Source organism: Plastoroseomonas arctica (genome assembly GCF_018128965.1).
In the GTDB taxonomy this organism is placed as follows: Bacteria; Pseudomonadota; Alphaproteobacteria; order Acetobacterales; family Acetobacteraceae; genus Plastoroseomonas; species Plastoroseomonas arctica.
The window spans coordinates 71,385-86,113 of sequence record NZ_JAAEDH010000011.1 but is presented as its reverse complement, the minus strand read 5'-3'; the positions used below and the strand labels follow the sequence as shown (position 1 = coordinate 86,113).

The following is a 14,729-nucleotide window of genomic DNA, read 5'->3' as shown; positions in this document are numbered from 1 at the left end:
TGCGTGACGCACGTGTTGCATTTTCATGACAAGCGCAGGCGTCGTCGGGAGCGCCGGCGAATCACATCCGCATTGAGATTACGTCGAGGAAAATTATCATCGCAATGCCGCCGAGGGCGCTTCGCCCCGCATGCAGCCAGCCCCAACGGATCAGCAGAGCCCTGGTCTCCGCCGAGGCATCGGCCGGCGCGGTCGCTTCCAGCTGGTGGTTCACGGGCATGATCACCACCAGGGTGTAGGGCCAGTTCGCCATCATGACGGCCGCCCCGGCCCCCCAGAGCCACTGCCCGCTCGTCCACCAGGCCGCAAGACCCAGCAACCCCGATGCGATCGCAAGCGAGGCCTGCATCGCGTAGCCGCGCTTGTAGGCCGGTTCCCACTGCGCCAGCGCGGCGCCGTCGCCGAGTTTCAGCCGGGCCGGGTGCTCGGCGATGTTGATGTAGATCGCCGCGCCAAAAAAGATCGCCGCGAGCACCAGCGCACCCAGGCCGAGCATGTCAGCGCCGCCAGGCTACTTCTTCTCTGAATACAGCTTCAGCCGCATGCTCTCCGGCACGTCCTGCCCGGCATCCACGAAGGCCTTCTTCAGCGCGTCGATGCTCGGCGCGAAGATGGTGGAGCGGTTGTCGCTGACCCATTCGCGCGACGCGTGGGTGGAGGCGACCGAGCCCTGGAAGCGCGGCATCACCCAACGTGCGAACAGCTCATAGCTACGCAGCGTTTGCTCGCGGTTCGCCCATTCGTGGCTGCGGAACAGCACCGCGCCGCAGCCACCCTCGCTGAAGGCGAGCAGCCGTTCGATGCCTTTCGCCACCGTGTCCGGCGAGCCAACCAACGTGGTGCCGGCGGCGAGCCCGTCGCTCAGCGGATCCTCGCTGCGCATCGGCGGCCGGCCCAGAACCTCTGAGAAGTAGTCCAGCGTTTCCAGCCGCTCGCCATGGCGCACCTCGGCCATCGCGGCCTCGTCGGTCTCGGCGACATGGAGGTTCACGACGAGTCGCCACTCGGCGCGGTTCATGCGGTGGCCGTGCTCCTCGGCGTGGTGCTCGGCCATGCGCCACTGCTCGGCCAGCTTCTGCGGCCCGCCAGGCAGCCCGGCACCAAGCGAAATCAGCCCCACCCCGTGCTTCGCCGCGGCCAGTGCGCCGGTCGGCGTGGTGCTGCTCGCGACCGCAACCGGAAAGCGCGGATAGGTGTAGGGCGCCAGATGCAGCCGCGCCTCGCGCAGCTCGAACCAATCCGTCTTCAGCGTCACGATCTCGCCGGCCAGCAGGCGCATGATCGCGCCCAGGCTCTCATCCATCCGCCGGCGCTGGTCGCCCGCATCGATCCCCATCATCCAGGCATCCGAGACCAGCGCGCCTGGCCCGCACCCCAGCATCACCCGCCCGCGCGTCATGTGGTCCAGCTGCACGAACCGCTGCGCGACCAGGAACGGATGATGATACGGCAGGCTCGACACGCCCGAACCCAGCATGATGTGGCGCGTGCGCTCCGCGGCCGCCGCGATGAAAATCTCCGGCGAGGCAATGGTCTCCCACCCGGCCGAATGATGCTCGCCAATCCAGGCCTCGTCGAAACCCAGCCTGTCGAGATGGGCGACGATTTCGAGATCACGCTCGAAGGCCAAGGTCGGGTTGTCGCCAACACGATGGAACGGTGCGAGGAAAATGCCGAAACGGAGGCCTGCATGGGGCATGGACGGGCGAACTCCCTTTTGCCGAGCATACTAAGCCCACGCCTTGACGATCCGAAAGACTGGGGGAAATGAATTTCCCCCAGACCCCCATTCTTTTGTTTTTGTCTATTGGTATGGGTTTGGAGGGTGCACCCAGCGATGAGGCGCGGTTCTGGCAACGCAGCCGGGGCCAATAGAGGTTTTTTGGGCGCTCGCTCGCAGGCCGCACCTGGCGCGGTAAACGGCGGACCGACATCACAGTCAGAACCAATAGATAAAAATAAAAGAAAGGGGTCTGGGGGAATTCTTTCCCCCAGCCTTACTTCACGCGTCCAGGAAGCTCTGCGCTTCCCGCACCACGTCCGCCAGCGCCCCGGGCTTGAACGGCGAGATCAGCCCTGCGCTCTCCACCAGCCCCGAGAACGGCATCGACCCACCCCGCGCGCACAGAGCCACATAGGCATCGAGCGCCGCTCCAAAATCCTGTCGTGACCGCACCCAGAACTGCATCGCGCAGCACAGCGCCAGCGTGTAGTCGATGTAGTAGAACGGGCCGTTGTAGATGTGCTGTTTGGCCTGCCAGCGCCCGCCCATCGCAGGGTGCTTCAGGTCTCCGTAATAGGTCCAGGGCATGTAGAGGCGTTCGAGCTTCTGCCACATCGCGTGGCGTTCGGCGGGCGTCGCCTCGGGATGCGCATAGACCTCATGCTGGAAGTGATCGACGCAGACGCCATAGGGCAGGAAGCTGAGCGACCCCACCAAGTGCATGGTGCGGAAGCGGTCGGCGGCGCGGTCGCCGACCAGAAGTCCCATCTGGGGGTGGGTGAGGAATTCGAGGCCCATGGAGTGGATCTCGGCTGATTCCATGGTCGGCCAGAGCTGGTCGATGCCGGGCTGGTCACGGCTTTCCCAGGCCTGGAAGGCGTGCCCCATCTCGTGGGTGAAGACGCCGATATCGTGATGCGTGCCGTTGAAGTTGGCGAAGATGAACGGCGTGCCGACGGAGGGGAAGCTGGTGCAGAAGCCGCCGCCCGCCTTCGTGGGGCGGTTCTTCAGGTCCATGAAGCCGCCATCGCGCAGCGTGCGATAGAAATCGGCCAGGCGCGGGTCCATGCGGTCGAACATGGTCTCGGCGGCGGCGACCAGCGTGTCGTGGTCGCCGATCGGCTTGGGGTTGCCGGCCGGGTCCATGAAGGCCTCGTCCCAGTAGCACAGGCTGTCCCAGCCATTGGATGCGCGACGGCGATCGAGGATCGTCTCGACGAGTGGGACGACGTGGGTGAGCACTTCCTCGCGGTAGCGCGCGACGTCGGCGGGGCCGTAGTCCAGCCGGCGCATGCGGCGATAGGCGAGGGCGGTGAAGGTCTCGTCGCCGAGTTTTTGCGCCATGCCGTGGCGCAGCTTCACCATGGCGTCGTAGATGGCGTCGAACTCGTCGCGGTGTTCGGCGAAGAAAGCCCAGCGCAGCCGCTCCGCCTCGTGCCGCGTCGCGCGGATCGGGTCCTCGGCATAGGGCGCCAGGCCCGCGAGGTTGACGCTCTCGCCCTCGATCTCGAAGCGGGCGGTGGCGAGCAGCTCGGTGTAGCGGGCGGAGAGTTTGCTCTCCTCCTCGAGGTCCCCGGCGATGGCGGGATCGAAGGTGGTGATGTCGTTCGCCCAGAGCCGCACGGTATGCGCGCCGGCCAGCGCCTCCAGCCCGGCGCGGTCGGGGTCGTCGAGCAGGCGGCGCTTGACCGCGGTCTCCAGCTCGGTGCCGTAGGGGGCGAGCGCGTCGGCGTATTCGCGCGCCGCCTTGGCCGCGGCATTGGTCGTGTCCTGGCTGAAGCGCAGGTGCACCAGCGCGGACCAGCTGTCGTAGTCGCGCCGTGCCTTGTCGAAGGCGACCAGTGCCGCGGCGCGGTCGCTGCCGACCAGCGCCATGATGGTGGCGTGGCGCTCGGCGAGGCCCTCCCGCGTCGGCGTGGGGAAGGCGAGGTCTGCGAATTGCATGGTCATAGCCGAACGAGAGGCTGGCGCGCGCGCGGCGTCAAGCCGGGCCCGTCACGCGTCCTCGTCGGGGATCTTGTTCGGGTTCAGCGGGTCGGACCGGCGCAGCCCCAGCCCCGGCGGGAAGGGCGCCTCCCAGGGAGCCAGGCGCAGGACCTCCCCGGCATTGGCGAAGCCCTCCGCCCAGCGTTCGCGCATCGTGTCGCGTCCGAAGGCGTAGTCCTTGCTCTGCCCCTGCTGCTGCTTCGGGCGATAGACCAGCTCGACCACGTCGATGCTGGAGATGCAGCCAAGCTCATGGAAGCGCCGGCCCTCGGGGCTCTCGCGCGCCGCCTCGGGCAGCATGGCCCAGAGCTCGCCGATCGCGACGCGCAGGTCATGCAGGCGCTTGAAGCCATCCACGCCCGCGCGCGTGCGGGAGGAATAGCGAATGTCCTTCTCGCGCTCGAGCGCTTCGGGCAGCGTGGTCGGCACCGGGCCCCGCGCGGCGAAGACATCGACCTCGAAGGCGAGTCGGTCGATGCGCGGGTCGGTGTCGAGCACGTATTGCAACGGCGTGTTCGAGACGAGGCCGCCATCCCAGTAGTGCCTGCCGTCGATCTCGACCGAGGGAAAGCCCGGCGGCAGCGCGCCCGATGCCATGACGTGCTCGGCGCGGATGCGGGTGGCCGGCTTGCCGTGGCGCGGGCGGTTCTCGAAATACTCGAAATTGCCGGTCTTGATCTCGACCGCGCCGAGGCTGAGCCGTATCGGCCCGTCATTGATCAGGTCGAAGTCGATCAGCCGCTCCAGCGTCGCCTTCAGCGCGGACGTGTCGTAGATGCTTTCGGGCAGCGGCGAGGCGAGCCAGGCGAAGGTGGGGCGCGGCTCGAAGAAGCCCGGCTGGCCGAACAGCAGCGCGCTCACCGCACCGGCCTCGCGCGGTTCGGGGAAGAAGCGGCTGAGGCCCATCTTATGCCGCATGTGCCCCGGATGGCCGGTGACGCTCTCCCAGAAATCGCGCAACGCGGCGACCCGCGCGCCCGGCGCGTTGCCGGCGATCAGCGCCGCGTTGATGGCGCCGATCGAGATGCCCGCGATCCAGTCCGGCTGCCAGGGGCTGTCGGCCAGCGCCTCGTAGACCCCGGCCTGGTAGGCGCCGAGCGCACCGCCCCCTTGCAGCAGCAAGGCCACCTCGCGAGGGCGGCGCGGCGCCGGCCCGGCTTGTGGCCTGGCTTGTGGCCTGGGGGGCGCGGAACGGGCCATGCCGGGGCTCCTGGGACGGGTGCTGTGCCGCGGCCGCCACGAGCCGGACGGTCACGTATTGCGGAGAAGCGTGGGTGCGGGCAAGGGGGAGGGGTTTGGTTCGGTTGTGGGGGAATGGGTGATGCGCTGCGCCACGGTTGAAAATTCCGTCGCCGCTGGACGCCGGGCGTGAGCGCAGCCGGCGCCGTGACACCCGGCCTGCGCGAACTGCGCATCGCGCGGCAGCATCTGGTGGCCGGGCGGGCGGCCGAGGCGGTCACCGCCTTCGCCGAGGCCGCCGAGCGCGGCGCGCCGCTTGCCGAGCGCGCGCATGACCACGCCCTCGCGCTCAGCAATACCGGGCGTCACGACGCGGCGGAGGCGCTGCTGCGCGAGGCGCTCGCCGCCGCGCCGCCGCAATACCCTCTGCTGCTGCTCATGGGCGTGGTGATCAAGCGCGACGGCCGGCTGCGCGACGCGATCGCGTTCATCGAGCAGGCGCGCGACCTCAACCCGGGCCCCGCCGCGGCGTGGCACAATCTGGGCAACACGCTGAGTGCGCTGGGCGAGGCGTCGGCCGCCGCTGCCGCCTATGCCGAGGTGGTGCAGCGCCAGCCCGAGGATGCCGGTTCGCACCGGCTGCTCGCCCAGAGCCTGCGCGACAGCGGCCGCCACGACGAGTCGGCGATGCACTACGCCCGCGCCCGCGCGCTGCGGCCCGGCGATGTCGAACTGTTCAACGAATCGCTGCTGCACCTGATCTCGCAGCAGCGCCACGAGGATGCCAAGGCGCTGGTCGCCGATTTCGAGCGCGCCAACGGCCCCGGCGCCGTCGCGACCATGCTCGAGGCGCGCCGGCTGCAGCGCACCGGCGAGCGTGATGCGGCGATCGCCCTGCTGCGCGCCCGGATCGCCGAGCACAAGGACGATCTGCGCCCCTACACCATGCTTGCGAACGCCCTGGGCGACGCCGACCGCGAGGCCGCCAACGCGGTGCTGCGCGAGGCGCTGGAGTACCATCCGCAATCGATCGACGTCGCCATCGCCTTGTGCGAGAGCCTCAACCGCACGCGCGGTCCGGGCGAGGCGGACAATATCCAGGGTGCGTGGGAGATTGCGCGCGACCTCACCGACCGCGACATCCCCGGCCTGCTCAACCACGCGCTCACCCTGCGCAGCGTGTTCCGGCGCACCGGCGATCTCGCCCGTCTCGAGAAGGTCGGCCCTGTCGAGGCGATCGCGCCCAGCTGGATCCCATCCAACCGCATCGCCGGGCTGCACAATGAGCTCGGCAACGTCACCACGCTCGAGGATCGCATCCGGCTGGTCGAATGGCACCGCGAATGGGGGCGGCGCCTGCAGGGTCGCATCGCGCCCCTGCCCGGTCCGCTTGCGGCACCGTGGGTGAAGGGCAGCCGCAAGATCCGGGTGGGCTTCCTCTCCTCCGACCTGCGACATCACCCCGTCAGCTACTTTGCGCTGCATCTGCTGGAGCTTTTCGACCGCGATCGATTCGAGGTGTTCTGCTATTCGTTCTATGAAAAGGAACGCGACCAGGTTCAGGCGCATATCGAGAGCAAGGTGACCGGCTTCCGCTGGTGGCCGCACACGCCCGATCCGGAGGTCGCACGCCGCATCCAGGACGAGAAGCTGGACATCCTGTTCGAGCTCGGCGGCAGCACGGCGATGAACAAGCTCGAGGTGATGGCCTACAAGCCGGCGCGTCTCGGCGCCTCCTGGCTGGGCTATCCGCATTCGGCGGGGATCGAGCGGATCGACTACATCCTGACCGACCCCCACCTGGCACCCGAGGACCCGCGCCTGCTGGTGGAACGCCAGTTCCGCATGCCCGAGAGCTGGGTAGCCCTTGGCCGGGTGGGCTTCATCGGCGTGCCGATCACCGAGGAAATCCCCGAGCTGCGCAACAAGCGCCTCACCTTCGGGACGATGAACAACCCGATGAAATACTCTGCCGCCTGTCTCGATGGCTGGGCGGCGGTGATGCGCGCGGTCCCCGGCGCCCGCTTCCTCTTCGTCCGCCCCGAAGGCGGCACGCCAGCCTTCCGCGACAATATCGGCGCCGGCTTTGCCGCCCGTGGCGTGGACGCGGCCCGCATCGAATACATCCCGATCCGCGGCGACCACCTCAAGCACTACAACGAGATCGACATCGCGCTCGATACCTTCCCCCATGTCGGCGGCACCACGACCTGCGAGACGCTGTGGATGGGCGTGCCGGTGGTGACCAAGGTCGGCCCCGCCTTCCAGGAGCGGCTGAGCTACTCCAACCTCACCAATGCCGGCCTGCCGGAGCTGTGTGCCTTCACGGTCGAGGACTACGTGGCCAAGGCGGTCGCCCTCGCCTGGGATCGGCCGCTGCGCAAGGCGATGCGCGCGGGGCTGCGCGGGATGATCCGGATCAAGCCCCTGGGCCAGGCGGAGCGCTTCACGCGGAGCTTCTATGCGGAGGTTGAACGGGTCGTCTCCGAATAGATCAGGCACCCTCAGAGCGGGAGTTGAGAGGGGGTCCACACGCAAGACGTGCAACAATTGATCGTCGATCAACCATTTGTGTTGATCAGTGGGTCTTTCCATGCTCCGAATGTTCCGTGTTCCTGAGCAATTCCCCGTCTGAAACGCCTGCCGACCGCGATGGCATCAGCCAAGCCCGCGTCGCGCATGTCGCCGTGCTCGGCCTTGGTTATGTCGGGCTGCCGATCGCCCGCGCCGCCTCGCGCGCCGGGCTCCGCGTCACCGGGATCGATCCTTCGCCCGAGGCGCGCGCGCGGGCGGCGGATGGCGAGATGCGGGTGCAGCCGCAAGCCGCCCCAGATGACCCGCCTGACGTCTGGATCATCGCGGTGCCGACGCCGCTCGATGGCCGCGACCGGCCGGACCTCGGGGCGGTGCGCGCCGCCTTCGCGACCGTCGTGGGCGGGCTGCGGCCGGGGGCGCTGGTGCTGCTGGTCTCCACCTGCCAACCGGGTGCGACGCGCACGCTCTGCGCGCCGCTGCTCGAGGGCGGGCCGTTGCGGATCGGGGAGGATGTCTTTCTCGCGGTCTCGCCCGAGCGGGAGAACCCCGGGCAATCCGGCTTCGGGCTCACCGATACGCCGCGCCTCGTCGGCGCGCTGGAGGCGGAGTCGCTTACCCGCGCGATGCGCTTCTGGGCCTGGCTCGGGGTGCCGACGGTGCCGGTCGCCTCGGCCGAGATCGCGGAATGCGCGAAGCTGCTGGAGAACACCTATCGCCTGGTCAACATCGCGCTGATGGACGAAATGCAGGCGGCCTTCGCGGCGCTTGGCGTGCCCACCCGCGCGGTGGTGGAGGCGGCGGCGACCAAGCCGTTCGGCTTCGCGCCGTTTTGGCCGGGCCTCGGCGCCGGCGGCCACTGCATCCCGGTGGATCCGGCCTACCTGCAGCGCGAGGCGCGCGAGGTCGGCGCGAGCTCGAGCCTGATCGCGGCGGCGCTGCGCGCGAATCGCGCGCGGCCGCGGCGGGTTCTGGCGCGGCTGGAGGAGGCGCTCGGCGGCAGCCTGCGCGGCCGCCGAGTCCTGGTCGCGGGCGTCACCTACAAGGCGGATGTGGCCGATCTGCGGGGTGCCACGGCGGTCACGCTGCTGCAGCGGTTGCAGCGACGCGGCGGCTGCGCGGCCTGGCATGACCCGGTGGTGACGGCATCGCCCACCATTCTCGCCGGCATTCCGCGCGCCCTGGCGCCGGACGCGCACCCCGGCGGTTCCCTGGATGCGCTGGTGATCGGCACGCCGCACAGCGCCTACGCACTGGATCGGCTTGCCGCCGCGGCGCCGCTGGTGGTGGATCCCTTCGGCCTGCTGAGCGCCGACGCGGTCGCCGGTCGACTTCTGCACTGCTGACGCGTCGGCGTCTCAGCCCCCCGCCATCGCGCGCAGCCGCGCGACCAGGTTGCGCAGCCGGGGCGCGAGGGTGTGGTGCTGCGCGGCATAACCGTGCCGACGGGCCGCACCGGCCGCCTCGAAGCCCGCCTCGGCGAGCGCCAGCGCCCGCGTCGCATCGCCCGCGTGGCGCACCACCGGCAGGCTCGCTTCGACCGTCGCGGGAAGGCCGGTCTCCAAGCTCTCCGCCACTACCGGCACCTGGCCCGCGAGCAGCGCCTCGTACACCGAGCCCGGCGGATCCTCGGCGCCGATCAGCGCCGCCCGCGCCGCGAGGCGTGCGCCAAAGCGCGACGCATCGTCGAGCCAGGCGTCGGGCGCGATATGCCCCATGCGCCGGCCGGCCGTCGCGAGCCGCCGCGCCGCCTCGCGCGGCCCGACACCCATGATGGGAAGCGCCAGCGCCGGCAGCACGGCGGCATGCGGGTTCGTCAGGAACGGCGCCGCAGCGGCCGTGGAGGGCAGCAGCAGGTCGGCCGCCGCGGCGATCTCGGCATGGGCGATCGGGTCGCGCCAATCCTCGACGAGCCAGGCGATGACCGGCCCGATGAAGCCGGCGTCGCGGATCGCCTGGACCCAGGCCGGGCCGTCATGCGCGCGGGTCATGCGCAGCACGAGGTCGGCATCGCGTGCCGACTGCGCCTCTGCATCGACGCGCAGCGCGATGCCGTCGGCGGCCAGCGCTGCGACCGCCTCGGCCGCCGCCTCGTCGGCGATGGCGTGCGGCTCGGCAGGGTGGGGCATCAGCAGCAGGCGCAGAGGCGCCGAGGCCAGGGCGGCGAGCAGCGCCGGTGCCGGGTCGGGCAGCGAGAGCGGGGCCAGGCGGTCGCGTACCGCCACCTGCTCGGCGAGCATGGCGCGCCGCGCCGCGGTCTTCTGCGCCGGGTGCAGGCGGTAGATCGCGCTCGGCCAGGCGGTGCCGGCGACGCGCGCGCCGAGCGTCGCGGCGCGCAGCCACAGCGCATAATCGGGCGTGAAGTGCAGCCCCGGATCGAGCCCGCCGACGCGGTCCAGCAGCCGCCGCGTGAACAGCGTCTCCGGCTGCAGGAAGTATGCCCCGCGCAGCCAGCGGCCATGGATGTCGGCGAGGCCCGCGGCGTCGAAGCCGCGCCCGTCCGCGAGCGGCACCTGCAGCCCGACCAGGCCGCCATCGCGTGCGACGAGGCAGGCGCCGTGGATGATGTCGGCGCCCGGATCGCCAAGCGATGCCAAGGCCAGCGCGAACAGCGCGCCGGGGGCCAGCATGTCGTCCGCGTTCAGCCAGCCGAGCAGGGTGCCCTCGGTCCGGGCGAAGCCCTTGTTCAGCGCGTCGACCTGCCCGCGATCGGGCTCCAGCACGGCGATGTCGATGCTCGCCGCGTGGCGGGCGATGACCGCGCGGCTGGCGTCAGAGGACCCGGCATCGAGCACGACATAGTGCAGGTTGGGATAGTCCTGCCGCGCGACGGAGCGGATGGTCGCCTCCAGCGTGTCGCCCTGGTTGAGCGAGGGTGTCACCAGGCCGATCCGTGGCCATTCCGCACCGGCGGGCAGCAGCGCCTCGAAGCCCGCGCGCATCGCCGGCGGCATCGGCGCCCAGGGCCAGGGCGTGGTGCCGGCGCGTGGCCAGGCGACCTGCGCCATCATCGCCTCGTCGGCCGGAGCGATCGCCGCGAAGGCTTCGCGCGCGGCGCCGACATCGCCATCGGCCAGCGCAGCGAAGCCGGCGTTCAACCCTGCGGCGACATCCTGGGGTGCGACCGCGAGCGCGGCCTCGAAGGCGGCGCGCGCCCGGCCGAAGCGGCCACCGGCGGCCAGGGCTAGGCCGCGCGCCGTCAGCGCCCCGGCCTCAGGCGGCGCGTCGAACAGCGCGGCGCGCTCCGCTGGTGGGCAGGAAGCGGCGAGGCGGGGAATGCGATGGCCGAGCGCATGGCTCTCCAGCAGCCGGATCAATTCACGGCGGTGGCCCGGCTGCAGCGCGGCGGGGCAGGCGATGGCAGCCTCGGCCAGGGCCGCGAGAAGCGCGAGGTCGGCGCCGTCATTGATGCTGCGGCGGAAGACGGTGAGGCCAGCCTCGATGAAGGGTGCGACGAGCCCCGGGCCGGGCGCGTCGGCGATCACCGGCCGCAGCAGCGCGATCGCTTCCTCCAGGCCTCCGTGGATCACCATCAGGCCGGCAAGCGCGGCAAGCGTGGATGTCGGAAGCGGGGCGGATTGCGCCAGCGCGAGGGCGGCGCGGTGCCGCCCCTCCCGCATCAGCGCCCAGGCCTGGGCGCGCCGTTCAGGGTCGCCGGGCGGGGTGGTCATCCCGGCATGGCGAAGCGCGGTGGTATCTCAGCCCGCGCCGGCATCGCCCTCAAGCGAGGGCAGTGCCGATGCGGTCGTCCATCCCGGGCCTCAGGTCTTGACGGGGCCGCGCGGCGCGGCGCCGCGGCCACCGCCCGGCGGGTCGTTCGGGTCATTGTCGGAGGGACCCTGCGGACGCACCGGGTTGCGCCCGGTGCCGCCGCCCGGCGGGTCGTTCGGGTCGGAATCGGTCGGCCCGCGCGCGCCGCCGCGGCCACCGCCCGGCGGATCGTTCGGATCATTGTCCGAGGGACCCTGGGTGCGCGGACGTCCACCACCGCGACCGCCGCCCGGGGGGTCGTTGGGGTCATTGTCGGAGGGACCTTGCGGACGTTGCCCACCCCCGCCGCGGCCGCCACCCGGCGGATCATTCGGGTCATTGTCGGATACGCCCGTGGGAGGGCGCTGCCCGCCGCCGCGGCCACCGCCGGGGGGATCATTCGGATCATTGTCGGAGGGGCCGTTCGGCACCTGGCGGGGCGGCGGCGGCGGCGCACTGCCGCCCTTCACGCCTTGCGCGACGGCGAGCCCCGGAAGGCTTGCGGCACCGCCCACGGCGCCGATTCGCAACACCATCAGGCGACGCGACAGGCGAGGGTCCTTAGTCTGTTCAGTCATCCGGCGTCTCCCGATCCGGCGCTCACTGTGTTAGGTTGCGCGAGGGATGACAAGCGTCGTTTCCGCGTAACGAAAATTGGCGCTTGCGTGTATGTTCCTAATTTGTTCTTATAATCCGCATGAGCGCGATCCAGCCCTTGCTGCCCCTTCAACTTCGCCAGGCGCGCGACCTCGCCGAGGCCTGGTCGCCGGCGCCGCTGCCGCCGCGCAGGCTCGGACGGCAGGGTGCTGTTGTGGCCGGGGCGACCTGGTCGGCAACGCAGGTCCGGCCGTTGCGAAGCGCGATGCGCGACCTCACCCTCGGGCTCGCGCTGGCGATGCTGGTGGTCGAGGCGATCCTGGCCTTCACCGGCGTCTGACCGCCCGCTCCGGATTTGCCGGCACACGCATCACCTCGCGGCGCGATCGCGCAGGATCCGCACCGCACGTCCGATCGAGGCCGCCATCTGCTCCGGCGGCAAGGCACCCGAGAACAGCAGGTGTCGGTCGAGGACGAAGCTCGGCACACCGTTGAGCCCGGCCTGCCGCAGCGCCGCATCCTCGGCGACCACCTCCTCCCGCGCCGCCTCGCTGCCCTCGAAGGCGGCGATCGCAGCGTCGTCAACGCCCACGTCGCGGCCGATGGCACCGAGCACCACGCGGTCGCCGATATCCTGACCCTCGTGGAAATAGGCGCGGAACAGCGCCTCGGCGAGCGCGTCCTGCCGTCCCGACGGCTCGGCCAGGCGCAGCAGTCGATGCGCCTCTATCGTGTTCGGCGTGCGCGTCATCCGGTCGAAGCGGAAATCCAGCCCGGCGGAGCGACCGACATCGGCCACCTGCGCGTCGAGCTGGCGCGCGCGCTCGGCATTGCCGAATTTCCGCGCCCGATAGGCTTCCCGCGCGACGCCCGCCGCGGGCATGTCCGGGTTCAGCTGGTAGGGCCGCCAGGACCAGGTGAAGCGCAGCCCCTCCTCATCGAGGATGGCCAGGGCCGCCGCGAAGTGCCGCTTGCCGATCCAGCACCAGGGGCAGATCGCGTCGGAGACGATGTCGATGTGGCCGGCCATGGGCGGCGGATCGACCGTCCCGCCGCCGGTGTTCCAGACCGTCGCTGTGTCGCGCATATTGTGCGTTTCCCGCCCCGTTCTGTTGTTGGGGAGGTATATCAGCGCAACCCGTCCTTTCCCTCAACCTCCCCGATCGTGAGGCCGCCGATCCGGGGCAGCGGACGCCCGCCGGCGGCAATCGCGACGAAGACGGCGATCTCGCTGGCGCGCGGCGCATCGGATACGCGGGCCTCGATCGCGTCGAAATGGCTGCGCACGAAGGCCGCGTCCTTGTGGCCGAGGGGCACGTCGATGGCCGTCCCCGGCCCGCCGGATTTCTTGGCCGAGGGGATCAGCGCGGCGCCGCCGCCGAGCAGGGCGCGGATCGGCGCGCCCATTTTGGGGTGCAGCAGGGCGGCGGCGTGCTCGAGCTCCCCGGCCTCCCCCACGATCGCGGCCTTACCGTATGATTGCGCGGCCTCGCCTGGCACGCCGAGCGCCTCGAGGCAGCGTGCGGCGAGAAGGCCGCCCAGTGCCTCGCCTTGCCCGATCAATTCCGCGAGATCATCCATGTACCGCCAAGCGAAGGGGTTCTCGATCACCGCGCAGGCGACGACGCGGCGGATCGGCGGAGCGACGTCGCGCCGCATCTCGCGATGGGTTTCGTCCAGCAGGAGGGTGATGCGACGGATGACGGGGGCCATGGCTCAGTGTCCGATCAGCTCGGGGATGCGTTCGGCGGGCGGCGTGTTGCGGCTGCGCCCGGCACGGACCAGGCCGTCGATCATCACCATGCCGATGCCCGGGATGTCGCCCAGCGCGATGGAGTGCAGCATGTCGCCCCCGGCGCTGTGCTGAGCACGATCGAGAAAGACCAGGTCTGCCACGCGCCCGACTTCGATCAGCCCGGAATCGAGCCCGCGCAGGCGTGCGGTGTTGCCGGTCGCCATGCAGAAGGCGAGTGCGGGGTCGATCTGCCCCATCGAGGCGAGCAGCGAGACCATGCGCAGGATGCCCAGCGGCTGCACGCCCGACCCGGCCGGGCTGTCGGTGCCGAGGATCACCCGGTGCAGCTGCCCCAGGTCGCGCGCTGCCTGGGCGGCGGCGACGGCTACGCGCTCATTGCCATTATGGACCAGTTCGATGGCGCGAGAGGAGCGTTCGCACAGCTCGCACACATGCGCCTCGGGGAGCGAGGTATGGCCGCCATTGATGTGGCCGATGATGTCGGCGTCGGCCTCCAGCACCGTGTCCTTGTCGATCAGCCCGGAGCCGGGGATCGAGGGACCGCCGGTATGGATGGTGCTCTGGATGCCGTGCTTGCGCGCCCACGCCACCATCTCCCGCGCCTCGTAGCCGGCCTTGACCGAACCCAGCCCGACTTCGCCCAGCAGGGTCACGCCGCCGGCAGCGAGTTCGGCGAAATCGCTCTCGACCATGCCGTGCTCCAGCACCGGCGCTCCGGCCAGCACCTTCACGCCGGAGGGGCGCGCGTTGGCAAAGCTGCGCTGGGCGGCGATGGCCAACGCCTTGAGTCCGATGATGTCCTTCGGCCGGCCGGGCAGGTGGACCTCGCCCGCGGAAATCATGGTGGTCACGCCGCCATGGAGGCAGCTATCCACCCAGCCGATCTGGTTCTGCCGCGGCGTCCAATCCCCGAAGACCGGGTGGACATGGCTGTCGATCAGCCCCGGTGCCACCGCGCCGCCATGCGCGTCGATGATGGCGGCGCCGGGCGCTTCGGGCAGCGCGTTGAGCCGCCCGATCGCCGCGATGCGCCCGTCGCTGACCAGGATGGCGTCGGCATCGAGGACCGGCACGCCGAGGTGGCCCGAGAGCAGCAGCCCGATGTTGCGGATGATGACGCTGCCCCGCATGGGCCCCGCTGCCGCCTCGATCGCCATGCCGCGCTCCTCACTGCACGGGACGAGCCTAGCGCGGCCCCGCATCGTG

The 14,729-nt window shown here is 70.6% G+C and carries 12 protein-coding genes; 3 read left to right on the top strand and 9 right to left on the bottom strand.

The window, feature by feature from the left end; genetic code table 11:
• Positions 1 to 61 precede the first annotated feature (61 nt).
• From GXW79_RS11180 to GXW79_RS11165, 4 genes are all read right to left on the bottom strand, one after another.
• The gene (locus GXW79_RS11180; RefSeq protein WP_211874473.1) at positions 62 to 496 is read right to left on the bottom strand and encodes a DUF1772 domain-containing protein; all 435 of its coding nucleotides are present in this window, start codon (positions 494 to 496) and stop codon (positions 62 to 64) included.
• Positions 497 to 511: 15 nt separating this feature from the next.
• Complete coding sequence (locus tag GXW79_RS11175; RefSeq protein WP_211874472.1) at positions 512 to 1,699, bottom strand: LLM class flavin-dependent oxidoreductase; 1,188 nt, start codon at positions 1,697 to 1,699, stop codon at positions 512 to 514.
• A gap of 303 nt (positions 1,700 to 2,002) precedes the next feature.
• Positions 2,003 to 3,673 carry a M3 family oligoendopeptidase gene (locus tag GXW79_RS11170; RefSeq protein WP_408901552.1) on the bottom strand — a complete coding sequence of 557 codons (1,671 nt, stop codon included), beginning with the start codon at positions 3,671 to 3,673 and terminating at the stop codon, positions 2,003 to 2,005.
• 45 nt (positions 3,674 to 3,718) lie between these two features.
• Positions 3,719 to 4,837 (bottom strand): patatin-like phospholipase family protein, encoded by a 1,119-nt coding sequence (locus GXW79_RS11165; RefSeq protein ID WP_408901553.1) that lies wholly within the window; start codon positions 4,835 to 4,837, stop codon positions 3,719 to 3,721.
• Between the two features lie 240 nt (positions 4,838 to 5,077).
• Between GXW79_RS11165 and GXW79_RS11160 the strand changes: the two genes are divergently transcribed.
• Positions 5,078 to 7,381: a tetratricopeptide repeat protein gene (locus GXW79_RS11160; RefSeq protein ID WP_211874470.1), complete on the top strand. Its 2,304-nt coding sequence runs from the start codon at positions 5,078 to 5,080 to the stop codon at positions 7,379 to 7,381.
• Positions 7,382 to 7,497: 116 nt separating this feature from the next.
• Positions 7,498 to 8,766, top strand: a complete 1,269-nt coding sequence (locus GXW79_RS11155; protein ID WP_211874469.1) for a nucleotide sugar dehydrogenase — start codon at positions 7,498 to 7,500, stop codon at positions 8,764 to 8,766.
• 12 nt (positions 8,767 to 8,778) lie between these two features.
• On the opposite strand, the gene GXW79_RS11150 is transcribed toward GXW79_RS11155, so the two are convergent.
• Complete coding sequence (locus GXW79_RS11150; protein ID WP_211874468.1) at positions 8,779 to 11,091, bottom strand: glycosyltransferase; 2,313 nt, start codon at positions 11,089 to 11,091, stop codon at positions 8,779 to 8,781.
• Between the two features lie 90 nt (positions 11,092 to 11,181).
• Positions 11,182 to 11,748: a hypothetical protein gene (locus tag GXW79_RS11145; protein WP_211874467.1), complete on the bottom strand. Its 567-nt coding sequence runs from the start codon at positions 11,746 to 11,748 to the stop codon at positions 11,182 to 11,184.
• 119 nt (positions 11,749 to 11,867) lie between these two features.
• Here GXW79_RS11145 and GXW79_RS11140 point away from each other — a divergent pair, with 119 nt between their 5' ends.
• Positions 11,868 to 12,107 carry a hypothetical protein gene (locus tag GXW79_RS11140; protein ID WP_211874466.1) on the top strand — a complete coding sequence of 80 codons (240 nt, stop codon included), beginning with the start codon at positions 11,868 to 11,870 and terminating at the stop codon, positions 12,105 to 12,107.
• 30 nt (positions 12,108 to 12,137) lie between these two features.
• Here GXW79_RS11140 and GXW79_RS11135 read toward each other — a convergent pair whose 3' ends face one another.
• Genes GXW79_RS11135 through GXW79_RS11125 form a run of 3 tightly spaced genes read right to left on the bottom strand, consistent with a single transcriptional unit; the run spans position 12,138 to position 14,680 of the window.
• Entirely contained in the window at positions 12,138 to 12,854 is a 717-nt protein-coding gene (locus GXW79_RS11135) for a DsbA family oxidoreductase (protein ID WP_211874465.1), read from the bottom strand.
• A 41-nt stretch (positions 12,855 to 12,895) separates the two neighbouring features.
• A complete protein-coding gene (locus GXW79_RS11130; RefSeq protein WP_211874464.1) occupies positions 12,896 to 13,480 on the bottom strand; it encodes an amino acid synthesis family protein in 585 nt (194 codons plus the stop codon).
• Positions 13,481 to 13,483: 3 nt separating this feature from the next.
• Positions 13,484 to 14,680: an amidohydrolase family protein gene (locus GXW79_RS11125; protein WP_211874463.1), complete on the bottom strand. Its 1,197-nt coding sequence runs from the start codon at positions 14,678 to 14,680 to the stop codon at positions 13,484 to 13,486.
• Positions 14,681 to 14,729: the final 49 nt, after the last annotated feature.

What these genes read in the sequence shown, in the direction of transcription:
- GXW79_RS11145 (WP_211874467.1), bottom strand. Translation starts at nt 11,748, where the DNA reads ATGACTGAACAGACTAAGGACCCTCGCCTGTCGCGTCGCCTGATGGTG.
- GXW79_RS11140 (WP_211874466.1), top strand. Translation starts at nt 11,868, where the DNA reads ATGAGCGCGATCCAGCCCTTGCTGCCCCTTCAACTTCGCCAGGCGCGC.
- GXW79_RS11130 (WP_211874464.1), bottom strand. Translation starts at nt 13,480, where the DNA reads ATGGCCCCCGTCATCCGTCGCATCACCCTCCTGCTGGACGAAACCCAT.
- GXW79_RS11180 (WP_211874473.1), bottom strand. Translation starts at nt 496, where the DNA reads ATGCTCGGCCTGGGTGCGCTGGTGCTCGCGGCGATCTTTTTTGGCGCG.
- GXW79_RS11125 (WP_211874463.1), bottom strand. Translation starts at nt 14,680, where the DNA reads ATGGCGATCGAGGCGGCAGCGGGGCCCATGCGGGGCAGCGTCATCATC.
- GXW79_RS11175 (WP_211874472.1), bottom strand. Translation starts at nt 1,699, where the DNA reads ATGCCCCATGCAGGCCTCCGTTTCGGCATTTTCCTCGCACCGTTCCAT.
- GXW79_RS11135 (WP_211874465.1), bottom strand. Translation starts at nt 12,854, where the DNA reads ATGCGCGACACAGCGACGGTCTGGAACACCGGCGGCGGGACGGTCGAT.
- GXW79_RS11150 (WP_211874468.1), bottom strand. Translation starts at nt 11,091, where the DNA reads ATGACCACCCCGCCCGGCGACCCTGAACGGCGCGCCCAGGCCTGGGCG.
- GXW79_RS11170 (WP_408901552.1), bottom strand. Translation starts at nt 3,673, where the DNA reads ATGACCATGCAATTCGCAGACCTCGCCTTCCCCACGCCGACGCGGGAG.